The organism is Clostridium sp. (genome assembly GCF_036639235.1).
In the GTDB taxonomy this organism is placed as follows: Bacteria; Bacillota; Clostridia; order Clostridiales; family Caloramatoraceae; genus Clostridium_AB.
Window position 1 is genome coordinate 14,400 of record NZ_JAVWJB010000013.1, and the last position, 22,908, is coordinate 37,307.

At 32.2% G+C, this 22,908-nt stretch carries 26 protein-coding genes and 1 pseudogene; 1 reads left to right on the forward strand and 26 read right to left on the reverse strand.

The window, feature by feature from the left end; translation table 11 throughout:
- Positions 1-32 precede the first annotated feature (32 nt).
- From RR539_RS05305 to polA, 25 genes and pseudogenes are all read right to left on the reverse strand, one after another.
- The gene (locus RR539_RS05305) at positions 33-1,511 is read right to left on the reverse strand and encodes a ribonuclease E/G (protein ID WP_332473459.1); all 1,479 of its coding nucleotides are present in this window, start codon (positions 1,509-1,511) and stop codon (positions 33-35) included.
- A 13-nt stretch (positions 1,512-1,524) separates the two neighbouring features.
- The gene (locus tag RR539_RS05310; protein ID WP_332473460.1) at positions 1,525-2,223 is read right to left on the reverse strand and encodes a TIGR03936 family radical SAM-associated protein; all 699 of its coding nucleotides are present in this window, start codon (positions 2,221-2,223) and stop codon (positions 1,525-1,527) included.
- On the reverse strand, positions 2,204-4,060 hold the full coding sequence (locus tag RR539_RS05315; RefSeq protein ID WP_332473461.1) for a TIGR03960 family B12-binding radical SAM protein: 1,857 nt from the start codon (positions 4,058-4,060) through the stop codon (positions 2,204-2,206). The genes RR539_RS05310 and RR539_RS05315 overlap by 20 nt, the downstream gene beginning before the upstream one ends.
- A complete protein-coding gene (locus tag RR539_RS05320; RefSeq protein WP_332473462.1) occupies positions 4,023-4,268 on the reverse strand; it encodes a hypothetical protein in 246 nt (81 codons plus the stop codon). Before RR539_RS05320 ends, RR539_RS05315 begins: the two co-directional genes overlap by 38 nt.
- A 204-nt stretch (positions 4,269-4,472) precedes the next feature.
- A pseudogene (locus tag RR539_RS10890) lies at positions 4,473-4,895 on the reverse strand (site-2 protease family protein); the annotation flags it as partial.
- A gap of 14 nt (positions 4,896-4,909) precedes the next feature.
- Positions 4,910-5,191 (reverse strand): hypothetical protein, encoded by a 282-nt coding sequence (locus RR539_RS05325; RefSeq protein ID WP_332473463.1) that lies wholly within the window; start codon positions 5,189-5,191, stop codon positions 4,910-4,912.
- 109 nt (positions 5,192-5,300) lie between these two features.
- Positions 5,301-5,672, reverse strand: a complete 372-nt coding sequence (gene mgsA, locus RR539_RS05330; protein WP_332473464.1) for a methylglyoxal synthase — start codon at positions 5,670-5,672, stop codon at positions 5,301-5,303.
- Positions 5,673-5,683: 11 nt separating this feature from the next.
- Positions 5,684-6,793: a rod shape-determining protein RodA gene (rodA, locus tag RR539_RS05335; RefSeq protein ID WP_332473465.1), complete on the reverse strand. Its 1,110-nt coding sequence runs from the start codon at positions 6,791-6,793 to the stop codon at positions 5,684-5,686.
- A 111-nt stretch (positions 6,794-6,904) separates the two neighbouring features.
- Entirely contained in the window at positions 6,905-7,177 is a 273-nt protein-coding gene (minE, locus tag RR539_RS05340; protein WP_332473466.1) for a cell division topological specificity factor MinE, read from the reverse strand.
- A gap of 11 nt (positions 7,178-7,188) precedes the next feature.
- On the reverse strand, positions 7,189-7,986 hold the full coding sequence (gene minD, locus RR539_RS05345) for a septum site-determining protein MinD (protein WP_332473467.1): 798 nt from the start codon (positions 7,984-7,986) through the stop codon (positions 7,189-7,191).
- A 31-nt stretch (positions 7,987-8,017) separates the two neighbouring features.
- Positions 8,018-8,671: a septum site-determining protein MinC gene (gene minC, locus RR539_RS05350; RefSeq protein ID WP_332473468.1), complete on the reverse strand. Its 654-nt coding sequence runs from the start codon at positions 8,669-8,671 to the stop codon at positions 8,018-8,020.
- A 182-nt stretch (positions 8,672-8,853) separates the two neighbouring features.
- Entirely contained in the window at positions 8,854-11,364 is a 2,511-nt protein-coding gene (locus RR539_RS05355) for a penicillin-binding transpeptidase domain-containing protein (RefSeq protein WP_332473469.1), read from the reverse strand.
- A gap of 23 nt (positions 11,365-11,387) precedes the next feature.
- The gene (mreD, locus tag RR539_RS05360; protein WP_332473470.1) at positions 11,388-11,903 is read right to left on the reverse strand and encodes a rod shape-determining protein MreD; all 516 of its coding nucleotides are present in this window, start codon (positions 11,901-11,903) and stop codon (positions 11,388-11,390) included.
- An 8-nt stretch (positions 11,904-11,911) separates the two neighbouring features.
- The gene (mreC, locus tag RR539_RS05365) at positions 11,912-12,745 is read right to left on the reverse strand and encodes a rod shape-determining protein MreC (protein ID WP_332473471.1); all 834 of its coding nucleotides are present in this window, start codon (positions 12,743-12,745) and stop codon (positions 11,912-11,914) included.
- A gap of 27 nt (positions 12,746-12,772) precedes the next feature.
- On the reverse strand, positions 12,773-13,774 hold the full coding sequence (locus RR539_RS05370; protein ID WP_332473472.1) for a rod shape-determining protein: 1,002 nt from the start codon (positions 13,772-13,774) through the stop codon (positions 12,773-12,775).
- Between the two features lie 45 nt (positions 13,775-13,819).
- Positions 13,820-14,506, reverse strand: a complete 687-nt coding sequence (radC, locus tag RR539_RS05375) for a RadC family protein (RefSeq protein WP_332473473.1) — start codon at positions 14,504-14,506, stop codon at positions 13,820-13,822.
- Between the two features lie 4 nt (positions 14,507-14,510).
- Positions 14,511-15,119, reverse strand: a complete 609-nt coding sequence (locus RR539_RS05380; protein WP_332483552.1) for a Maf family protein — start codon at positions 15,117-15,119, stop codon at positions 14,511-14,513.
- On the reverse strand, positions 15,094-15,360 hold the full coding sequence (locus RR539_RS05385) for a DUF4321 domain-containing protein (protein ID WP_332473475.1): 267 nt from the start codon (positions 15,358-15,360) through the stop codon (positions 15,094-15,096). The genes RR539_RS05380 and RR539_RS05385 overlap by 26 nt, the downstream gene beginning before the upstream one ends.
- 179 nt (positions 15,361-15,539) lie before the next feature.
- The gene (locus tag RR539_RS05390) at positions 15,540-16,196 is read right to left on the reverse strand and encodes an SPOR domain-containing protein (protein ID WP_332483551.1); all 657 of its coding nucleotides are present in this window, start codon (positions 16,194-16,196) and stop codon (positions 15,540-15,542) included.
- A 58-nt stretch (positions 16,197-16,254) separates the two neighbouring features.
- Positions 16,255-16,896 (reverse strand): lactate utilization protein, encoded by a 642-nt coding sequence (locus RR539_RS05395; protein ID WP_332473477.1) that lies wholly within the window; start codon positions 16,894-16,896, stop codon positions 16,255-16,257.
- A complete protein-coding gene (locus RR539_RS05400) occupies positions 16,886-17,404 on the reverse strand; it encodes a GNAT family N-acetyltransferase (RefSeq protein ID WP_332473478.1) in 519 nt (172 codons plus the stop codon). Before RR539_RS05400 ends, RR539_RS05395 begins: the two co-directional genes overlap by 11 nt.
- 172 nt (positions 17,405-17,576) lie before the next feature.
- Positions 17,577-17,756, reverse strand: coding sequence for a MarR family transcriptional regulator (locus RR539_RS05405; RefSeq protein WP_332473479.1), 180 nt, complete (start codon positions 17,754-17,756; stop codon positions 17,577-17,579).
- 139 nt (positions 17,757-17,895) lie between these two features.
- Positions 17,896-18,441: a lytic transglycosylase domain-containing protein gene (locus tag RR539_RS05410; RefSeq protein ID WP_332473480.1), complete on the reverse strand. Its 546-nt coding sequence runs from the start codon at positions 18,439-18,441 to the stop codon at positions 17,896-17,898.
- A complete protein-coding gene (gene coaE, locus RR539_RS05415; protein ID WP_332473481.1) occupies positions 18,434-19,051 on the reverse strand; it encodes a dephospho-CoA kinase in 618 nt (205 codons plus the stop codon). Before coaE ends, RR539_RS05410 begins: the two co-directional genes overlap by 8 nt.
- A complete protein-coding gene (polA, locus tag RR539_RS05420; protein ID WP_332473482.1) occupies positions 19,038-21,605 on the reverse strand; it encodes a DNA polymerase I in 2,568 nt (855 codons plus the stop codon). Before polA ends, coaE begins: the two co-directional genes overlap by 14 nt.
- Before the next feature lie 157 nt (positions 21,606-21,762).
- Here polA and RR539_RS05425 point away from each other — a divergent pair, with 157 nt between their 5' ends.
- Positions 21,763-22,080, forward strand: coding sequence for a hypothetical protein (locus tag RR539_RS05425; protein WP_332473483.1), 318 nt, complete (start codon positions 21,763-21,765; stop codon positions 22,078-22,080).
- 61 nt (positions 22,081-22,141) lie between these two features.
- On the opposite strand, the gene RR539_RS05430 is transcribed toward RR539_RS05425, so the two are convergent.
- Complete coding sequence (locus RR539_RS05430) at positions 22,142-22,903, reverse strand: exodeoxyribonuclease III (RefSeq protein WP_332473484.1); 762 nt, start codon at positions 22,901-22,903, stop codon at positions 22,142-22,144.
- Positions 22,904-22,908: the final 5 nt, after the last annotated feature.

The window sequence follows — 22,908 nt, forward strand, 5'->3', positions numbered from 1 at the left end:
ACATAAGATAAAACAGGTAATTTACCTATTTTTTATTGATTTTTATGTAACTTTATGTATATATTGTCGCCATCTTCTTTAAGCTCTAAAACACTTCCTAAAATGTTTTTTGAACCTATACTAACCCTTGCAAATCCACTATTGTGATTATTATCAATAATATATCCAGTAATGTCTTTTTTGCATTTAAGGGTTATTTTTATGTTATGAATTCTTAGCATTTCCCTTTCAAAGTCTACTCCTTGGCTACAGCTGAATATATCATCTGAAACGTAAACAGTAAAATCTTTTTGTGGGGACTTACTATTTAATTCTACCACATTATCTTCTAAATTTTTAAGGTAATATTCTCCTCTTAATACACTTTTATGTCTATCTTTATATACTAATCTTTGTAGACTTAAAGCCTTCTTAGCCCTTGTTATTTCAAGTAAAGATAGTTTAGTAAAGCCATGTATTGTAGCCTTAACATTGTTTTTAAAAAATTCACTGGTTAATCTATCTATAACCCTATTATTATCTTCTTCTGCCTCCATATTAACAAAGTCAACTAAAATAATACCTGATAGATTTTTAAGCTTAATAGCTGTTGCAACAGCCCTACAGCAATCTAAATTTCCCTTTAAAGGACCCTTGTCTTTAGAAGTATCCCCTTCTATCTTGTTATAATTTACATCTATTATACTAAAGGCTTCTGCTTCATCAATAATAATATTACCGCTACTTGTTTCTATTTTATCCTCAAGTGCTTTATTAATAGTTTTCTGTATAATATTCATTTCTTTTCTTGTTTCTGTTATATTGTGAATATTACAATCATAACCATAATCTATAATATATTCCTTAATAACACCTATTTCTGCCAATGAATTAATATATATATCGGTTATCTTAGGACTTATATACTCCCTCTTTATATGATCAATAAAGTCAGCACCATCATATACCTTAACACTTCCCTTAATAAACTTCCACTTAGAAAGTATATTCTTAGAGAGTTTAAGTAAATCTTTAAACTCTTCTTCTATATCATTTTCAGCAAGGTTTTGGCATGAAGTTCTAAATATAACTCCAAATCCATCCTCTTCTTTTAGAAGGGTTTTTCCTATATTAAATAGGTTATTTCTAACTTTTTTGTTTTGTATTTTTTTAGATATATTAATATCACTATCATTAATCAATAACACCATGTTTTTTGAAGGAATTGATAGGTTTTCTGTAAGTCTAGGACCCTTATCCCCTACCCCTTCACGGGTAACTTGAACTAGTAGCTCATCACCCTTTTTAGGCATATTGCTACACTCACTAAAATGAAGTAAACCGTTTTTGTCTTCTCCAATATTCACAAATGCACATTTAAGGGAAGAGGCTACATTCTCGACTCTTCCCTTATATATATTACCTGATGTATTTTTTAAAGTGTGATCATTAATATATATGTCTACTGGCACACCATCCTCCATTAAAAGAAGCCTACTTTGTGCAATTCCAATATCAATATATAATTTCAATTATATTCACATCCTACTTAAAGAAAGTTAATAAATCCATCCACTTTCCATCTTTATTTGTGAAGATATTCTTTCTGATCGGGCTTGGGTATCCAAATATCTTCTTATCAGAAAAATCTTCAATAATAGAAGATAATATATCCATTGAAAGACTTCCATTGCTACCTGCCATAACAAAAGCATCAACTTCAAGCTCTTCACTATTATACCCAGCAATAGTTAAATCTATAATAAGATCCCTAACGTTTACTTCCTTAGGTCCCTTTTTAGACTTTTTCATTTTAAGGATTTCTGAAGCATTCATAATATTCTTTAATACCTCATCACATTCCTTCATAGAAACTCCACTATGCTTCATAATAATAGTGTACTTAGCACCATTAACTGCTGCCATTGATGGAACCTTCTTCTCTTTAATATATATAGCATTTAAAGCTCTCATACCATATGGTAGATTGTTATTAAGTCTTTCTATTACTTCCTTTTCAGGTAAGGCTTCATCAAACTCAACATCTAGATATTCTCCAACACTTGAAACTCCTAAAGTTAAAGGTGCTGCAATTGATATATTCGGATGTGGGTTAAATCCATTTGAGTATGAAACAGGAAGTCCTGCTCTTCTAAAAGCTCTATGAATTGTTCTCATTGTATCAAGGTGTGATATAAACTTAACATCTTCACCCTTTGTAAATTTAATTAAAAGTCGCTCCATTGAAACACTTTCCTCCCTCTAAATAAGATGTCATACCACATCCTGTACATCCAAGTCTACAATCTCTTGTTAAAACTGCTTCCTCTGCCTTCTTAAGTTCACTAATTAGGTATCTTTTTGTAACACCTATATCAATAAAGTCCCATGGAAGCACTTCATCTAGACTTCTTCTTCTGTTTGCATAGAAATGAGGATCTACGTTTACAAGCTTTAGAGCTTCCATCCACTTATCGTAGTTAAAACACTCAGCCCATCCATCAAATCTACATCCAAGCTCGTGTGCCTTAATTATAGCCTCACCAACTCTTCTGTCTCCCCTAGACACAACTCCCTCTAAGAAACTTACAGGAGAATCATGCCATGTATAGTTTATATGTCTATTTTTTATTTTGTCCTTAAGATGCATTTGCTTCTCTAGTAGCTCTTCCCTTGTATTTTGTGGCTCCCACTGAAATGGTGTAAACGGCTTAGGTACTAATGAAGATGTACTTACTGTAACCTTAAGTCCCTTCTTTCTTTGCTCCTTAGGAACTCCATAGTATGCATCTACTACCTTAAGTGCAAGTTCTCCTATTCCTTCAACGTCCTCCATAGTTTCAAATGGAAGTCCTATCATAAAGTAAAGCTTAATTGTACTCCAGCCAAGCTCAAATGCACTTGTAACCGACTTAATAAGGTCCTCTTCGTCAACTCCCTTATTAATTATATCTCTCATTCTCTGGCTACCAGCTTCAGGTGCAAATGTAAGCCCTGTTTTTCTAACCTTTTGGATCTCATTTATAAGATCTACTGAGAATGAATCTATTCTAAGTGATGGTAGTGAAATACCTACCTTATCTTCCTTATACTTCTCTATTAGTCCCATTATTAGGGTCTGGATATTTGAGTAGTCACAAATACTTAGTGATGTAAGAGAAATCTCATCATATCCTGTTTCTTTAATTAGCTTATCAGCAAGCTCAATTAAAGTATCTGTCTTTCTCTCTCTAATAGGTCTGTATATCATACCAGCTTGGCAGAATCTACATCCTCTTGTACAACCTCTAAAGGTTTCTAGCATAACTCTATCGTGTACTACTTCAATTAATGGAACTATCATCTTATCAGGGTATACAGTTTCGTCTAGGTTATCCATTATTCTCTTTTTTATAACCTTTGGATATTCTGGCTTTTTAGGAATTCTATCTTTAATGGTTCCGTCTTCATTATATACAACATCATAGAATGAAGGTACATATACACCTTGAATCTTAGCGATTTCTTCTAAGTATTCTTTCTTAGACTTTTTAAGGTCCTTAAATCTTGTATATACGTCAAGAATATCATTAAGCACATCTTCCCCTTCTCCAAGTAGGAAAAAGTCTGCAACAAGGGCTAGTGGCTCAGGATTGTATGCACATGGTCCACCACATACTATTAGAGGGAACTCCTCACCCCTATCTTCGCTTCTTATAGGAATACCTGATAATTCAAGCATATTTAATATATTTGTATAACTCATTTCATATTGAAGAGTAAATCCTATAAAATCAAAGTTTTTAAGTGGCGTTTTTGTTTCAAGTGAGAAAAGTGGAATTCCTTCCTCTCTCATTACTTTCTCCATATCTCTCCAAGGTGTAAATGCTCTTTCGCAGTAGCTATCTTCCCTTTGGTTAATTACGTGGTAAATAATCTTAAGCCCAAGGTGACTCATCCCAACTTCATAAATATCAGGATAACACATTGCGAATCTAGCCTTAATATTCTCTATATTCTTTCTAACCATGTTTACTTCTCCACCAGTATATCTAGCAGGTTTTTCAACACTTAGAAGAATCTCGTCTTTTATATTCAACATTTATATTCCTCCTATGTTCTATAAAACACTCTTTCAAAGTAATGTTTCCCTTAGTAAAATAATATCCTATAAGATCCCTATCACTAAGGGTTTCTTCGTACTCACTAGCTATATTATATGATACATTAAACTTTAATCTTTTTAAAATATTAAAGATTTTTATATTATCACTATAAAATCTAATGCTACATTCTCCTTTATGGTTCATATCCTGAAACCTTTTATAAAGGATATCTTTAATTATGTTCAATTTTAGGTACTTTATTTCATAGTAGCTTGTAAATATTATACTAATTCCAATTAATATTAGTAAAAAACTCCCTAGCCCATTAAATAATAATAAAGATACCACTAACATTATACAACCAAATATTATTCCATTCAAATTTATAATTAAATTTGAAGAAAATATACTAACATACATAGCTAAAAGTGACTTTAAAACCCTTCCTCCGTCTAAAAATCCAATAGGTAATATATTAAAAAGACATAATGCTAAATTAACCATAGCCATATCTAAAAAAATCTTTTCCTGTGACATATAAAATATAAAATAAAAAATTCCAAAAAAAATCAGGTTAGTTAATGGTCCACTTATAGAAATGACTATATTATGCTGGGGCTTAACATAATCCTCCTTAAAACATAAACTAAACCCAAATGGTAATAATGATATTCTTCTAAGCCTATATTTAAGCTTTATTCCAACTAATAAGTGAACCCCCTCGTGTATTCCTGCAAAAAGGAAAAGCAGGGGGCTTTTAAAAATCAGATATATTAAAAATACTAAATAAAGCCCCTTAATTATAAAAGTTAAATTTCTCTTTATATCCATATATACTCCTAAAATTACTTACCAACATTGTTTACAAATGTTTCAACGGTATCTTGCACCGCCGGAGAATACTGGTTATAAACCTCAACCACCTTTTTCGTATAATCTAAATAAAAATTATCAACTATTATCTTGCTAAACTTTTCTGATACATCTGTTTTACTATACTTAAACATCATAAGTACTAGTATTATTATAAGAACCCCTGTTAACTGTCTAGATAGTTTTACTATGTATGATGTGCCCTTTTTCACCCTAGGGTTTCCCCCTAGCATTGGCCCTCTGTTATAATTCAACTATTTCCCCCTAAAAATACTTTATATATGTATATTCAAGGTTTCCTAAAAAAATTATAATAAAAAAGCTTAAGTTAATAACCTAAGCTTTTTGTATTCAATATTAAATTTACTTTTTAAGGACTAGGGTCTTAATAACAGCCTCTGCTGTACCCTCGTTAGTTGCAAGGCAAACATTATGAACATCACATATTCTAAGTAGAGCTGTAACATCTGGCTCATGTGGCTGAGCTGTTAATGGGTCTCTAAAGAATATAACCATATCCATTTCATCTGATGCAACCTTAGCTCCTATCTGCTGGTCACCACCTATAGGACCTGATAAAAATCTATGAATCTTAAGCCCTGTTTCCTCAGATATTCTCATACCTGTAGTTCCTGTAGCAAAAAGTGTATGATCCTTAAGTAGATCCTTATACTTCTTTGCGAAGTTTACCATTAAATCCTTTTTTCTGTCGTGGGCAATTAAAGCTATATTCAACTAAATCCCTCCTAAAAGTTTATCTTTTGTTTACGCATTCCAACATTAATCAAGAAGGCCATTGAAATAATAGTTGTAAGTAGGGAACTTCCTCCATAACTTATAAATGGTAATGGAATACCTGTAATAGGAAGTAGTCCTAGGTCCATTCCTATATTCTGTAGAATTTGGAATGTAAACATAGATAAAATACCTATAACAAGATATGTACCGAACTTATCCTTTGACTCTTTTGCTATTTTTATACCTCTCCATATAATGTTAAAATATAAAGCTAAAAGTATTATCGAACCAAAAAATCCCCATTCCTCAGCAAACACACTAAATATAAAGTCTGTATGAAGCTCTGGAATAAAGTTACCCTCTGTAAGGGTACCACTATAAAGTCCGGACCCAAAAAATTGTCCAGCTCCTATTGCGGTTTTGGCTATGTATGCATTATATCCCTCACCTGACATATCAAGTTCAGGATTAAGAAATACTAATATTCTAAATTTCTGGTATGACTTAAGTATATCGAAAAACCATATAGCTGCAAATCCAACTATACCAACTCCAAGTCCTCCCCATATAATTCTCTTATCAAGTCCTGCATAGAAAATCATTCCGAAAACAGTTACAGCAAATATCATATTAGTTCCTGTATCTGGCTGCATCTGAATTAATATCATAGGAATAAGCGCTACTGCTGATACCTTAAAAAAGTTCTTAAATGTATTTATATTATCAATATCTTCTAAGGTCTTGGCTATTGCTATTATAAGAACTATTTTAAATATCTCAGCTGGCTGAACACCAAATTGACCAATACCAAGCCATGCCTTAGCTCCATTTCTCTCACTACCAAATAACAATACAATAATAAGTGATGCTATTCCAAGAGCATATAAAAGCTTATAGTACCCACCTATAGTATTATAATCAACACTTATAATACCAATAGCTATAATAGTTCCAACTATAGCAAATGCACCCTGCATTATAAGATTTCTCATGCTTCCTCCATCTGAAAAAGCATGGGTAGCACTACTTATTGTCATAAGACCTATTATAATAAGAGCTACACAACTGAAGACTATACTATAGTCAATATGTTTTATCATTCTATTTTTACCGAACATAATAACACCTCTATGATTGTTTATCCTTATTGTACTAATGATTATATCACAACAAGGGATTTTTTACATTAAAAAAGATAGAACATCAAGTCCTACCTTTTAATCCGTATATTATCTTCCTACCTCTTTCATCTTCTTGATAGGAATATTAGCAACAAGTGCAGGTGATTCATTTGAATCTGAATCTGTTCTTGTAAGCTTTATTTCTAATCCCTTTTCATCTATTTCAGCATAATCTGATATTACCTTAATAATATCTCCCTTAACCATTTCTAAAAATTGAGGTGAAACATTAGCTCTATCATGAATTAATATAAGCTTTAGTCTCTCTTTTGCAACATCTTTAGAAGGTTTTTCTCTTGAAAAAATTTTAAATAAATCCACCTATAACCCTCCTACTTCCTTGAAAATATTTTCTTTAAAGCTGTAAAGAATCCTTTGTTTTCCTCTTCTAAATTAAGAAGTGGTACCTCTTCCCCGGTGATTCTTTTTGCAATATTTTTATATGCTTGTCCTGCTTTTGAGTCGTTATCCATAACAGCTGGTTCCCCTCTATTAGTTGAAACAACTATTTTCTCATCGTCAGGAACTATTCCAAGAAGCTTTATTGCTAAAATGTCGGTCATGTCCTCAATATTAAGCATTTCACCCTTAAGAGTCATTTCATGTCTTATTCTATTAACTATAAGCTCATGATTTTCAAGTCCTTTAGCTTCAAGTTTTCCAATTATTCTATCAGCATCTCTAACAGCTGATACTTCAGGAGTTGTAACTATAATAGCCTTATCAGCCCCCGCAACTGCATTTTCAAATCCATGCTCAATACCTGCTGGGCAGTCTATTATAACATAGTCATACTCTTCCTTAAGCCCATTTACAAGCTTTTGCATTTGAGCTGGACTTACTGCTGTCTTATCCTTTGTTTGTGCTGTAGGAAGTAGGAATAAATTATCAAATCTCTTATCCTTAATAAGAGCCTGCTTTAATCTACATGTTTCCTCTACAACATCAACTAGGTTATATACTATTCTATTTTCAAGACCTAATAATAGGTCAAGGTTTCTAAGTCCTATATCTGCATCAATAACTACAACTCTCTTTCCCATCATTGCTAGTGCTGTACCAACATTAGCAGTTGTTGTAGTTTTTCCAACTCCACCTTTTCCTGAAGTAATAACTATGGCTACTCCCATCTTAAATATCCCTCCAAATTATATGTATTTTTTATAAGTATTTATTTGGTAAATACGGTTCAATTATTATAGAATCATCCTTAATCTTTGCAACCTCTGGTATAATGCTACCAGAAAGATCCTGTTCATCTGGGGCTCTTGTTATTAATGTATCTATTCTAAGCTGAGTCGGTTTAAGTGAATATGCAGCAACTATTGCCTTTCTGTTGCCGTTTGCGCCTGCGTGTGCAATTCCTCTTAAAACTCCAAGAACAATTATGTTACCTGATGCAATTACTTCTGCTCCTGAATTAACATCTCCTATAACAATAATATTCCCATTATAATTAACCTTTTGACCTGATCTAATAGTACTTCTATAGAATTTGGTGCGACCTTCATATATGCCTTGGAAAACCTTTTCCTTAGCCTCTTCCTTCTTAGTCTCATTAACCTCTTCAATTTTAAGTTCTTCCTTAATACTAGCACTTATATTAAATTCTTCTTTAAGATAATTAATAATTAATTTAATCTCACTACTATCTAATCCATTTTCAGTGCTCTTAAGTATTATATCGGAACCTAGGAAGAAGTTCTTACCTCTTTCTATTTTATCTACTATTTCTTTTTTTACAGATTCAAAGTCATTTGAATCTATATAAATGGTTATACCGTTTTTACTCCCTTTAATAGTTACATTCTTCATGTAGCAACCTCCAGATGCCTATATTATATATTTCTCCAAAAGATACGTCTTTCCTTCTTTATTTTAAGCATATATGTACTTATTTTAACATACATATTATGATAAAAAAATACATTTAGATTATTTTGTATACTCTGGTAATTTATATTCAGACAAAATAAAAAGGCATTCCTGCCTTTTTATTAATTACCTGTATATGCATTTTCCGTTGGATTTAATGGTGTTTGCTGTTGAGTCGTAGCATCTTCTTCCTTAGGCTTAGTATTTAACCTATCCTTAAAGTACTCCTCGTAAATAGACCTAGCAACTGGTGCTGTAAAGCTACCACTTCCTGCATCATATATTACAATAAGTACAGATATTTCAGGATTGTCATATGGGGCAAATCCCATAAACCATCCTGTTGCACTACGTCCGTTTTTAGCCTGGATGTCACCAACCTGAGCACTACCTGTTTTACCACCTGTTTTTATTGGGAATCCTGCAAATGTAGAAGCTGCAGTACCATGCTCCCCTGATGTAACATTAGCCATACCTTCAAGTACCGCTCTCTTGTTCTCAGGCTTAATAGTAACCTCTTCTAAAAGTTCAGGTTTAATTTCACGTTTTACTGTTCCATCAACATTAAGAACTTCCTTAACTAGATGTATTCCGTATCTCTTACCATCGTTAAGAAGTGTATTCATAGCACCTATCATTTGTAGAGGTGTTAGTAGAGTTGAACCCTGTCCTATAGATAGGTTAAGAAGTTCTCCTGTACTACTTGACTCTCTTTTAAATGTGCTAACCTTAAGTTTTATAGTTCTTTGAGCTTTAGGGTTAGTAATTCCTATAGCTTCAAGCTTTGCCTTGTCGTATTCTCCAGTGTCAAGCATATTTTCAATTGCCTTATACTCATCAGTTCCCTTAGTTATAGTATAACCACCATTATCTATTTGAGAAATCTGACCTAATATATCGTTCATAACTATTGAAAGATTTGTTCTCTTAAATCCTGCTTCACTTCCAACCTCACCTGGTGACTCTTCAATCTCTATACCTGATTTTGGTCTATCCCCTGTAACAGGGTCCGGTGATAATCCAAATTTTGCAGTCCATTTATTAAATCTTTCATACCCAAGTCTCTTACCAACCTCAAAGAAGTAAATATTACATGAAGTTTCTATAGCACTTGATATATTTACATGTCCATGGGTTTGATGCTTTGACTTATATATCCAGCACTTAAATGCATCCATCCCCTTAATTCCCTGATACTTACCAGTATCTAGAATAGTTTCTGATGGAGTAACAACTCCCTCTTCAAGTCCTGCTATTCCAACAAATGGCTTAAGTATAGACCCTGGAGGAACCGCCCCCTTAGTCGCATAATTAAACATTGGTGCAGGTATAACGTCATACCTATCACCTTCATTTTTCTCTGGAACAAAATACTTCTTGTACATTTCAGGGTCAGCAAGTGAACCTGTTTCTGCAAAAAGATTAGGATCGTATCCTGGCCTACTTGCTAGTGCTAACACTTCACCTGTTTTAACATCTGTAACAATTGCAGCTCCACGCTGTGCATTTCCACCCTTAGCCATTCCTCTAATCTTTGCCATAGTATCATCTAGGGCCTTTTCAGCTACCTTTTGGATATTCATATTTATTGTAGTCTTAACAGTATCTCCTGGTATTGGGTCAAGCGTTGCAGTTTCTCCAATAATTTGACCAAACTTATCAACATTAACATAACGAACCCCAGGTTCTCCTCTTAAGTTAATTCCAAGTTCCTTATTACTTTCAAGTGCCTTTTCAAGTCCAAGCTTACCTATAAGTTCCCTGTTAACATCGTAACCTAGACCCTTATACTTCTCAGCAACATCCTCACCTATTTTTCCAAGATACCCAATAAATCCCGAACCTACTTCACCATTTGGGTAGTATCTAATAGGTGCAACCTCATATGATATTCCTGGAAGCTCTGAACTTTTAGTCATTATTGCAAATGCTGTTTGTTGTGAAACGTTTTTTGCAATATATACTGTTTTATACTGTGAATATGCTACCTGTGAAATAGCAGTTCTAAGGGCTATAAGTTGAAGCATTTCTGGCTTTGTAATATCGTAGTTATACTTCTTGGTATCCTTATTGACTACTCCAAACTTAATACCAATTTCCTCAACTACCCTATTAATATCATAATCAACAGGCTTACCTGTTTCCTTTGCCTCATCACTTTCAATCTTATCTATTCCATGTGCCTTTTTTAGATTCTTAGTAAGTTTAGCTCGAAGTTCTTGACTTGTTGCAGTAAAATTGTATGCATACTTATCCCCTTCTAATACAATAGGTAGAGAAGTTAGGTTAAGCTTATCTGCATTACCATTCTTTGTAACAATTCTAATAGTTTCAATAAGAGCTTCATTTATTCTCTTATCCTTATCTTCCTTTTTTTCTTTAGTTTTACCTTGATAGTTTGAGAAGGTAATATTATACCCCTGCTTACTAACAGCTATTTTCTCCCCATTTCTATCTAGAAGATCTCCTCTAGGTGCAGGCTCTATTATTTCCTTTTCACCCTTCTCTTCTGCAAGTGTTTTATAGTAATCACCTTTTACAATTTGAACATAAAACAATCTAGATAAAAGCAGGGTAAACACAAGTATAACCGCTATAGAAAAAGAGGTTGCCCTCGTTGTTGTTTTCTTCATATCATCTCACCTTTATATGTATACTAAAACTTCCACTCTTGGTGCATACATTTAAGTCTGTTAATTCTACTTACAAGCTTAAATACTATAATACTAACTATAGAATTAAGTATCGCCTCTATAGGAACAACATATAAAAAATGTCCTACAAAATTATATCTTATGGATACTGCATATAATAGAGAATAGTAAAATATCCCCTTATAAATTGTAGCTATAAAAGTAGAAATCATAGGTATTAACACCGCGTCTTTGTATATCTTTTTTTCAATATGACAAAGTATATAGGCTGCTGAAATATATATAATTGTGTTAAGTCCAAATACTTCTGGATAAAAACTATCTCTTACAAGCCCACATATAAGAGCTAAAACTACACATTCAACATCTTCTCTAAGAAGCGAATAGCAAACAATAAATACAAATACTAAATCAAAGCTTACCCCAAATATACTTATAGATGAGATCATTCCTATCTGTAATATATTTAGAAGTATTGCTAGAAAGAATATAAGAATATATCTTTTATACATTTGCATATTATCACCTACTTAACCATAACCATTACATTTTCGATTGTTGAAAAATCTACTTCAGTGCTAATATAAGCTACCTTAATAAAGTTAGTTTTTTCTTCTTCAACCGATGTAACAGTTCCAACTATAATATTATCCTTAGCCAACTGATCCTCATCAGCAATTACGTTGGATGTTAGTATTTTATCTCCTGGCTTAATCTTTGAGTCTGGCTGTATAAATCTAACCTTAGATTGTTTAGACTTACTAGCAATTCCTGCTCCTGAAACCATTGCCTGCTCCCCTGTTGAAGATATCTTAACAGGAATATTAGCCTTCTCATCAAGTATAGTCATAACCTTGGCAGTTGTAGATGTAACTTCTTTCACTTTACCAACAAAGCCTGTTCCTGTTACTACATACTGTCCTTTTTTAATTCCATCATTTGAACCCTTATCTATAACTAACGTGTTAAACCAATTTTCTCCAACCTTTCCTATAACCCTAGCCCCTACCATATTCTCTGTAGGATTTGAATTTTTAAAGTTAAGCATTGACTTAAGTTCTTCATTTTCTCTTTTGTATCTTTCAAGGTCTATTAACTGACCGTTAAGAGTACTAACTTCACTCTTAAGCTTTTCGTTATCAGTTCTAATAGTTCCTAGAGATGTAACATAATGAAACATACTACTTATTCTTTGCCCAGCTGTATAAACATATTTCTGTATAGGCTCAACAACAGATGTTACCACCTGTTGAAAAACCCCAGTATTCTCACCCTTGTTAGCTGAAATTCCTATAAAGATAGTAAATGCAAGACAAAGAACAAGTACTATTGTTAGCAACTTGTTCTTTATAAAATTCATTAATTTCCCTCTTTCCAATATGCTATTTTATTTTGTGAAATCAATAGTATCAAGAGCCATTCCTGCGCCTAAAGCAACACAGTCAATTGGGTTCTCTGCAACATTTACTGGAATATGAGTTTGTTCGTTTATTAGCTTATCAAGTCCTCTTAAGAATGCTCCTCCACCTGTAAGCATAATACCCTTATCCATAATATCTGCTGCAAGCTCTGGTGGTGTCTTTTCAAGTGTTGATTTAATTGATTCTATAATTGATGCTACTGGTTCTTGTATAGCATTTCTAATTTCTTCTGATGTAATAGATATAAGCTTTGGAAGTCCTGAAACAAGGTCTCTTCCCTTAATATCCATTGTATTTTCTTCTTCTAGGGCATAAGCTGAGCCTATTTCAAACTTAATTTGCTCTGCTGTTCTTTCCCCTATCATTAGGTTGTATTCCTTCTTAATATAATTAACTATAGCAGTGTCAAACTCATCTCCTGCTACTCTTAGTGACATACTTGTAACAATACCACCAAGTGAAATAATAGCAACTTCTGTAGTTCCTCCACCGATATCAACTATCATGCTACCTGTTGGCTCATTAACTGGAAGTCCTGCTCCAATTGCTGCTGCCATTGGCTCTTCAAGTAGGTAAACCTCTCTAGCTCCTGCTTGTCTAGTAGCCTCTTCAATAGCTCTTTTTTCTACTGTTGTTACTCCTGATGGGTAACAAACAACAATACGAGGTCTTACAAATGAACTATTCTTTGTAACCTTCTTAATAAACATTCTAAGCATTGTTTGAGTAACATCAAAGTCTGCAATAACCCCATCTCTTAGTGGTCTAATAGCAACTATGTTACCAGGTGTTCTACCTATCATGTCCTTAGCTTGGTCTCCAACTGCTAGAACCTTCTGTACGCTATCATTTTTAATTGCAACAACTGATGGTTCGTTAAGTATAATCCCCTTACCCTTAACATAAACCAGCGTGTTTGCTGTTCCTAAATCTATTCCCATATCTTTTGTAATTCCGAAAAAAGCCATGTCATATTCCCCTTTCTGTTATTAAAGTTACGCTATTTTCTTAAATCAAAGTAATCCCTTTTCTTTAAAGCTTAAATATTCACTTCCTGCAATAATAATATGATCTAAAACCTCAATACCCATTATCTTTCCAGCATCCTTTAGCCTTGTGGTTATATTAATATCTTCACGACTAGGAGAAGGGTCTCCTGATGGGTGGTTGTGATATATTATAATTGCATTTGCTGTGTTTTTTATTGCTTCGTAGAATACTTCTCTTGGATGAACAATTGATGAGTTAAGTGTTCCAATGGAAACATCACACACCTTAATTAAATGGTTTTTAGTGTTTAAAAGAGCTACCTTTAGGTGCTCCTTCTTTAGCCATTTCATATCATCAAATAAAACCATTGCCGCATCTTTTGGTGAGGTAATAGTTATCTTTTCAGTTTGTTTAAGATTTCTAATTCTCTTTCCAAGTTCAATTGACGCCTTAATCATAGATGCCTTAGCTGATCCTATTCCCTTGATTTGTGAAAGCTCATCAATAGAACAAGACTGTAAGTATGAAAGTCCCTCTCCATAGCTTAATATACTGCCTGCAAGATCAATTGCACTTTGGTTTTTGTTTCCGCACCTAAGTATTACAGCTAAAAGCTCTGAATTTGAGAGTACTTCTGGTCCATAGCTAAGTAGTCTCTCCCTTGGTCTATCTTCCATCGGTATATCTTTTATTTTTAGTGGATTATTCAATTCACTACTTCCTCTCTAAAAGATTTACCCCGATTCTCCCTAAAAGATTATATAATTTGTTTACTGGAAGTCCTACTACATTAAAATAGCACCCTTCTATCTTCTCAACAAAAACACTTCCTATACCTTGTATCCCATAGGAACCTGCCTTATCAAGAGGCTCTTTCGAGTCAATGTAGGATTGAATTTCCTTGTCAGTAAGACATTTAAAATAAACCTTAGTTACTTCATAATCACTTATAGATATATTCTTATTTTCACATATAATTGAAACTCCAGTAACAACCTCGTGTGACTTTCCACTTAAAGATTTTAACATCTTAAAAGCATCTTCTTCACTACTTGGCTTACCTAATATCTTACCATCTAGATATACAATTGTGTCAGCACCTATAACAAGGTCATCTTTGTTATCTACTCCTATGCTTTGTGCTTTCTTAGAAGCTAGAGCCTTTACCATTTCATATGGACACTCTATGTCTATATCCTCATCTGCATTAGATGGAATAACCTTATAATCAAGTCCATATAAATTCATTATCTCTTTTCTTCTTGGAGAAGCTGAAGCTAAAATTATGTTCATATTATCACCACATTTTTCTGTATAGTGCATATCCTAATATCATACCACCTATAGATAGTATGTTAAAAGTGAAATTAATACCAAATGTAAAATTTAATAGACCAAGGTCTATTTGAAAAGGACTAGTCATTCCTAGAGTATAGTTAGAATCTAAAAATGACAAATATTGAAAATTCTGTCCTAGGGCATTTCCTAGTGCCGATCCTGCAAGTCCAAAAATTATTATTAGTGTAAAAAGGTAAATATATCCCTTTCCTGACTTAACACCCATAATTAACCCCCTAACTATAAATATAGAGTAAGAGATTACGACTTGTATTTGCAAAAACCCCAAAAACTTTCTACTTTAGTTTATCATTTTAAGTATTATTAAACAAGTAATTTAGGGGCTTTCACAAAAAGTTTTAATTTCGTAATCTTTTCTTAATTTCTCAATTACTTTACAAATAACTATGGTAATTTATTAAAATTAACTATTAACTCAAGTATATTTTTTGTTATTTTCTCGCTATCGTTCGTTGAATAAATATCAACAATCTCCTTAGCCTGCCTATTAATCTTATCGACTAAATTCTTATTAACTTCTAATAAATCAAACTCGATTATCTTTTTATAGTTTGAATTCATCACTGACCCCTTTAAATCAATGCTTGATAATATAAATTCCTTAACATATGTTTTATATTCTTTTATATTCCCATTTTCAACTGTTTCTAGACTATTAATAGGAAAATCCTTTATATATGACTTTATTCCCTTCTCCTCAAACTCTAATTTCTTAGCCTCAAGCTTTTTCGGAGTTGATGCTATATGATTTATCACTTTAAAATACTTATCATCAGATAATATAACACTATTAATTCCCTTACTTTTCAAAGTCTCCACCTTTTTTATAGCACCATCCTTATTTTCAAATACCCCTAGCTGTACAAAATATACTCTATCAAAACTATCTAGTTTTACAGCAATACTTGTTGCCTCACCCTTTGTATAATCTATAAGAACCTTTCCTATTAAAAGAGCGGATAAGGGAAGTAAAATGCTAAAGCATATAATCACCTTATATTTTGAGAACTTACTTTTGATTTCTATACGTGTATATTTCATAAATCCCTCCTAATATAGCCTTTATAAAAATAGCCACTGAATTATCAGCGGCTATTCTTTAGTATCCAAGGTCTCGTTTTACTAATATTACCTTCACCCTCATAGGTGTGTTTTGTCTATAAGTTACAACCATTTGATTGCATATTCTTCCCTCATTAGAACAGTTAAGACATGTTGCCGCCCTAACACATGGTGTTGACTTATTAAGTCTCTTACAATTAATAGGGGCTGTATAGTTTCTAACTCTATTATAAGCTGAATCTATATCCCTAGTTATTTTATTTTCACCTGCTATTACAATTACATTTTCAGGACCATAAATCATTGCTGCTACTCTATTACCTAGTCCATCTAAGTTTACTAACTCACCATTTTCAGTTAGTGCATTTGTACTTGTTAAGTAATAGTCACTAAAGAAGGCTTCCCTATGAATTTTTTTAATATCTTCATCTGTTAACCCTGCTTTATATCTATCTAAAAAATTATAATCTCCACTTCTAAGCTCATCTAATATTCCGCATTCAAGTAATGTCTGACTTCCTCCGCATGCTACCTTAGACCCACTTTTAATAATAGATAACAGTGTTTCCTTAGCCTTAACTTCGTTCTCTACAATAAAAACCTCATATCCCTTACTCTCTAAAGATTCTTTTGTTCTTTCAAGTATGTTATCCTTTAACCATCTTGTGTTAAAGTCCATACCCCTCACCCCTTTTCTCTAGTATTACAACAGCCCCTGAGTTGATTGGGTGCTTTATCTTTGTTTTTCTAAGAAATTGATATCCGTTTTTATTCCAGAAATTAATTGCTCTATTTCTATCTTCATAGGCAAAAACACAAAAACGGTGTACTGAATAATTTTCATCAAACCATTTTTCAACTTCCTTTAAAGTATCTGTACCAATTCCCTTTTCCCTATAACTCTCCCCTAACAAATAAGTCAAAATCCAAAGCTCTGTGTTAGATTTATTTTCAAACCTTCCCTTAATAATACCTATAATATTATTTTCTTTATATATTCCTAAGAAAAAATCTGACACACTTGATAATGATTCTAAAAATCTTTCCTTAACCTCATCAAACTGTAGGCTTTCCTTTTTACCTAGTAATGATTTTGTATCATCCGACTCATTTAATAGACTATGTATTTTAGGAAGATCCTCATATATTATGTCTTTTACTACAATGTCCCCTAATTTTATATTCACTGGTATCAAATCCATCACCTTTTCCTATTTAGCTAATTGGAAGGTTTACTATAAATTATTAATTCAACAACTTATTTTAAAATCCTTTTATTTAAATAGATTTTGTAATACTTATAATAAAAAAGTCTGTAGAACATCTACAGACTTAAAAATTTTTATAAAATTATTACTCTTACTCAGCTATATAATAATAGCAACGCTTAGGTGAATTAACCTCTTCATTTTTCTTAAGTTCCTTTAATGCCTTATCTACATCACCCTTCTCAAGACCTGATGCTTCAGCAATTTCACCAGCCTTCATAGGCTCTCCCTTTGATCTTAAAATATCTAAAACTTTTTCATTTATATTCATTATTAATACCTCGCTTTAAAATAATTATTATCTATTAATATTAATTCTATATTAATTATTAATTGGTGTCAATATTTTAAAGAGTTTATTTCTATATAATTACAATTCAAAAAGGCTGATGAAGTTCATCAGCCCTTTACTACTCACTATATAGGTATTTATATATTTTACTATCTCTTTTTATTGATTTCACATAATCCTTTGTCTGCTTAAATGGTATCTTATCCTCATCTAAATGGTTGTTATTTTCAGCCATCCATTTACGAACGTTACCCTCACCCCCATTATATGCAGCTAATACCGCTTCTAAATCATTGTTAAAATCATCTTTAAGCTTTGATAAATAATATGTACCTAATTTAATGTTTGTTTCTACATCATAAAGATTCATTATATCAAAATTCTCTTCCTTAGTAAGCTTAGCAAGATATTCCCCTGTATCAGGCATTATTTGCATAAGCCCCATTGCCCCTTTTTTAGAAACAGCAAGTGGATCGTACTTACTTTCTTTCTTAATAAGTGCATATACTAAGTATTTATCTAAATTATTCTCATATGAATATTTATCTATAGTCTCTTTATGTTCTAAATTATATACTTGTTTAAGTATTGGTTTGTGAAATACTACTAGTCCTATAATAACAATAAGCAATACTAATAGTATCTTTGCAAACTTCTTAAGCATCTACAGCCTCCATATCTAGTGCTACTAACATTTTTATTACTTCATTATATAATTCATTAATTCCCTTATCATTATTAATTATATAACTACAATACTTCTTCTTCTCATTAATGTCCATTTGAGTATCTAGTATTTTTTTAATGTATTCTTTGTTATATCCGTCTCTTTTTTGAACTCTAGTAATTATTTTTTCTTCACTAGCTAATACAAGCACAACCTCATTAACCATATCCACAAATCCAGATTCAATTAATATAGCAGCATCTAAAACGCATATTTTTTCTGTTAGTTTTAAAAGTTTAATCTCATTAAGAATAATCTCCCTCATTACAGGGTGAATAATGCTATTTAAAGTATTAAGCTTCTCCTTAGACCTAAACACAATGCTCCCAAGCTCCTTACGCTTTAGGTGTCCATATTCATCTACTATATTATCTCCAAACTCTTCCTTTAGTCTTAGTAATACAGTAGCATCTTCTGCGGCAACCCTTGATACCTTATCTGCATCTATAACCTTAATATTTAAACTTTTTAAAATACCACTAACAGTACTTTTTCCACTGCCAATACTTCCTGTTAATCCTATAACCTTAAAGTTATTTTGCTTCATACCAATTTTCACCTGTATTTAAACTTATTTCAAGGGGTACACTTAACTTTATTGTGTGTTTCATTTCATATTCAAGAAGATCCTTCACATACTCTACCTCGTCCTTATGAACCTCTAAAATAAGCTCATCGTGTACCTGTAGAATAAGTTTTGACTTTAAACCTTCCTTTTTAATTCTCTCATAAACATTAACCATAGCTATTTTAATTATATCCGCTGCGGTTCCTTGAATAGGAGTGTTCATAGCAAGTCTCTCACCATGATTTTTAACTATTTTGTTACTTGAAGAAATCTCAGGAATATATCTTACCCTATTAATAAGAGTATGTACATAGCCGTTTTCCTTAGCTTCAGCAATAGTATTTTCTAAGTATGACTTAACACCTGTATATCTATCGAAGTAATTATCTATATATTTTTTAGCTTCTTTTCTTGTTATTTTTAAATCCTTTGATAATCCAAAGTCACTTAATCCATATACTATACCGAAATTAACTGCCTTAGCATTACTTCTTTGAGTTGAAGTAACCTCATCCATAGGTATTGCAAACACCTCTGATGCAGTTCTAGTATGTATGTCTTGATTATTATTAAATGCATATACTAAATTTTCATCCTGTGATATATGTGCAAGTATTCTAAGTTCTATTTGGGAATAATCCGCTGCCATAATAATATAATCACTACTTTCAGGAACAAAGGCCTTTCTTATTTGTCTTCCTATTTCCATTTTAATAGGTATATTTTGAAGATTAGGCTCAGTACTTGATATTCTTCCTGTTGTAGTAATGGTTTGATTGAAACTTGAATGTATCTTACCATCCTCACCAATACATGGCTTAAGTCCCTCTATATAAGTTGAGTCAAGCTTTGATAGCTGTCTAAACTGTATAATCTTCGGAATAATTTCACTCTTATCCATTAACTGATCTAGAACCTCAGCATCTGTTGAGTACCCTGTTTTTGTTTTCTTTATAACAGGAAGATCCATTTTCTCAAATAAAACAACACCAAGCTGCTTTGGAGAATTTATATTAAATTCTTCCCCTGCAAGCTCATAAATGTCCTTTTTAAGTTTTGCAAGATCCTCTTTAATTGTAAATCCTAAGGTGCTTAGCACAGACTCATCTACCTTAAATCCAATACTTTCCATGCTAGCTAGGGTTTCTACTAATGGCATTTCTATTTTTTCGTATAAATAGAACATATCCTTCTCTTTTATTTCTTTAAGCATTTCTTCCTTAATAGAATCCATATTGCTAATGAATGCTACTAATATTTCGTTGCTTTCCTCATCATATCTAGATATCCCATTAATTGATGAATACCTAGTTAATATGCTCTTAAGATCATATTTGCTTTCTGATGGGTTAATTATGTATGCAGCTATTTCAGCATCAAATACAAGTCCCCTCATCTGTACATTACTCTTAAATAACCTACTATAAACATCTTTACCGTTATAGGCTCTTTTTTCTATGTTTGGATCCTCAAATATATCCTTTAGTAAAGTTATATTCTCAGAGTCTATAAAATATCCTCTATTAACTATAAACCCGTGTAAACCTGTTTTATCCTTCTTCGGAATTATGTTAAGAACTGTATCTTCATTAATTACTGAAATAACCTCAGAAATATCTGTATATGTACGAATATCATCAAGTTCTACAGCCTCTTCCTGTACACTATCTATCTTACTAGATAACTTTCCTATTAGACTCTTAAACTCTAGTTCTACAAACATATTCTCAACATTATCTGGATTAAATTCCTTGTAGTACATATCCTCTAAATTAAATTCCATAGGAACATCACAATTAATTGTTGCAAGGTCCTTACTTAAAAATGCCTGTTCTTTATTGTTTTCAAGGTTTTCTTTAAGCTTTTTTCCTGAAATCTTATCTAAATTCTCGTAAATACCTTTTATATCCTTATATTCATTTAAAAGCTTAAGAGCCGTCTTCTCTCCAACCCCAGGAACCCCTGGAATGTTATCAGACTTATCTCCCATAAGTCCCTTAAGTTCAATAAATCCTGTAGTATCTAAATTGAACTTCTCTTCTAAATATCCATTATTACACATTTCAATCTCAGTAATACCCTTTTTAGTAAGGTAAACCGATGTATATTCACTTATTAGCTGAAGTGAATCCTTATCTCCAGTTATTATTATTACCTTAGTTTCTTCACTTCCGAACTTATTTGAGATAGTTCCTATAATATCATCCGCTTCATAACCATCAATTTCGTATATTGGAATATTAAAGGATCTAAGTAGGTCCTTACATGGTTCCATTTGAACTCTAAGTTCATCAGGCATCTTCTTTCTTCCTGCCTTATACTCACTATACTGTTTATGTCTAAACGTAGGGGATTTTCTATCAAAGGTAGCTGCTATGTATTCTGGGTTTATGTCATTTACTATTTTAAATAGCATATTTGTAAAACCATATACCGCTCCTGTTGGGATACCCTTGGAATTATTCATAGGTGGAAGAGCATAAAAGGCTCTATTTATAATACTATTTCCGTCTAATACAACTAATGTTCTCATTTAGCTACCTCTCCTTACATAATTAACAATTACTTTTTCTTAATTAATATTATAACAATAACTAAATAATATTAAAACATAAACTACATGCATATACTTTTCACATATTGTTAAAAGTCTGTTATAATAGTACTTATTACTGAGGGGAGGATTACATATGGCATTTTTAAAACAAATATTAATTATTTTTGCTATAGCTGTAGTTGCACTTATTGTCTACAATATGGTGAAGCCTTTTATTTTTAGCAAACTTAAACTAAACAAGTGGGTTGTTTTAGTTTTACTAATAGCTACATTCTTTACACCTGCACTTTTCCCACAACTATATGCTAACTTTATAACTTCTACTATTTTCTTTATTTTAATTACTATTTTAGCCCTAACGTTTATGGACCTTGTAAGGTCTAATAACCCAAATGCTAAAACCAAAGAAATAGTAGGTAGACCAAAACCTAACCCAAAAAGAGCTAAGTAAGAATTAAAAATGGCTATAGAAACTGAAATTAAATTCATTTTCTATAGCCTATTTATTTTCTCTATTTTATTACAATACTAATAGGGCAATGATCTGAACCATAAACTTCATTTATAATTTCAGCCCCTTTTAGGTTTTCAAGAAGATTATTAGATACAAAGTGATAATCAATTCTCCACCCTGTATTTCTCTCTCTTGCCTTAAATCTATAGCTCCACCAAGAATATTTAACAGTATCCTCATTTAAATATCTAAATGCATCTGTATATCCATTTGCTATAAACTTATCCATCCATGCCCTTTCAATAGGTAGGAATCCTGATGTTTTCTCGTTTGCCTTAGCATTCTTAATATCTATTTCAGTATGAGCTGTATTATAGTCCCCTGAAATTACTAATTTCTTGCCATTTTCTACTTCCTTATTACAATAATCAAGTAGTGCATCGTAGAATCTAAGCTTATAATCAAGTCTTTCATCATCTCTTTGTCCATTAGGGAAATATATATTAAACAGCGTAAACTCTTCAAACTCTGTAATTAATATTCTTCCTTCTGAATCAAATTCCTCAATTCCGATACCATGCTTAACACTTATAGGCTTCTTTTTAGTGTAAGTTGCAACTCCACTATAACCCTTTTTAGATGCATGTGAAAAATAAGAATAGTATCCCTCTATCTTAGTCATATCATCTGTAAGGTTAGCTTCTTGAAGCTTTGTTTCTTGAATACATAGTATATCTGGATTATATTCACTAATATAATCTACAAATCCTTTTCCCATAATGGCACGAAGTCCATTAACATTCCATGAATGTATTAACATATTTG

What these genes read in the sequence shown, in the direction of transcription:
- minD (WP_332473467.1), bottom strand. Translation starts at nt 7,986, where the DNA reads ATGGGAGTAGCCATAGTTATTACTTCAGGAAAAGGTGGAGTTGGAAAA.
- RR539_RS05425 (WP_332473483.1), top strand. Translation starts at nt 21,763, where the DNA reads ATGGCATTTTTAAAACAAATATTAATTATTTTTGCTATAGCTGTAGTT.
- mreC (WP_332473471.1), bottom strand. Translation starts at nt 12,745, where the DNA reads ATGAATTTTATAAAGAACAAGTTGCTAACAATAGTACTTGTTCTTTGT.
- RR539_RS05390 (WP_332483551.1), bottom strand. Translation starts at nt 16,196, where the DNA reads ATGAAATATACACGTATAGAAATCAAAAGTAAGTTCTCAAAATATAAG.
- rodA (WP_332473465.1), bottom strand. Translation starts at nt 6,793, where the DNA reads ATGTTCGGTAAAAATAGAATGATAAAACATATTGACTATAGTATAGTC.
- RR539_RS05410 (WP_332473480.1), bottom strand. Translation starts at nt 18,441, where the DNA reads ATGCTTAAGAAGTTTGCAAAGATACTATTAGTATTGCTTATTGTTATT.
- RR539_RS05370 (WP_332473472.1), bottom strand. Translation starts at nt 13,774, where the DNA reads ATGGCTTTTTTCGGAATTACAAAAGATATGGGAATAGATTTAGGAACA.
- coaE (WP_332473481.1), bottom strand. Translation starts at nt 19,051, where the DNA reads ATGAAGCAAAATAACTTTAAGGTTATAGGATTAACAGGAAGTATTGGC.
- mreD (WP_332473470.1), bottom strand. Translation starts at nt 11,903, where the DNA reads ATGCAAATGTATAAAAGATATATTCTTATATTCTTTCTAGCAATACTT.
- RR539_RS05430 (WP_332473484.1), bottom strand. Translation starts at nt 22,903, where the DNA reads ATGTTAATACATTCATGGAATGTTAATGGACTTCGTGCCATTATGGGA.
- RR539_RS05395 (WP_332473477.1), bottom strand. Translation starts at nt 16,896, where the DNA reads ATGGACTTTAACACAAGATGGTTAAAGGATAACATACTTGAAAGAACA.
- polA (WP_332473482.1), bottom strand. Translation starts at nt 21,605, where the DNA reads ATGAGAACATTAGTTGTATTAGACGGAAATAGTATTATAAATAGAGCC.
- RR539_RS05320 (WP_332473462.1), bottom strand. Translation starts at nt 4,268, where the DNA reads ATGAACCATAAAGGAGAATGTAGCATTAGATTTTATAGTGATAATATA.
- RR539_RS05355 (WP_332473469.1), bottom strand. Translation starts at nt 11,364, where the DNA reads ATGAAGAAAACAACAACGAGGGCAACCTCTTTTTCTATAGCGGTTATA.
- RR539_RS05310 (WP_332473460.1), bottom strand. Translation starts at nt 2,223, where the DNA reads ATGGAGCGACTTTTAATTAAATTTACAAAGGGTGAAGATGTTAAGTTT.
- minC (WP_332473468.1), bottom strand. Translation starts at nt 8,671, where the DNA reads ATGAAGAATGTAACTATTAAAGGGAGTAAAAACGGTATAACCATTTAT.
- RR539_RS05315 (WP_332473461.1), bottom strand. Translation starts at nt 4,060, where the DNA reads ATGTTGAATATAAAAGACGAGATTCTTCTAAGTGTTGAAAAACCTGCT.
- RR539_RS05405 (WP_332473479.1), bottom strand. Translation starts at nt 17,756, where the DNA reads ATGAATATAAATGAAAAAGTTTTAGATATTTTAAGATCAAAGGGAGAG.
- RR539_RS05385 (WP_332473475.1), bottom strand. Translation starts at nt 15,360, where the DNA reads ATGGGTGTTAAGTCAGGAAAGGGATATATTTACCTTTTTACACTAATA.
- RR539_RS05380 (WP_332483552.1), bottom strand. Translation starts at nt 15,119, where the DNA reads ATGCACTATACAGAAAAATGTGGTGATAATATGAACATAATTTTAGCT.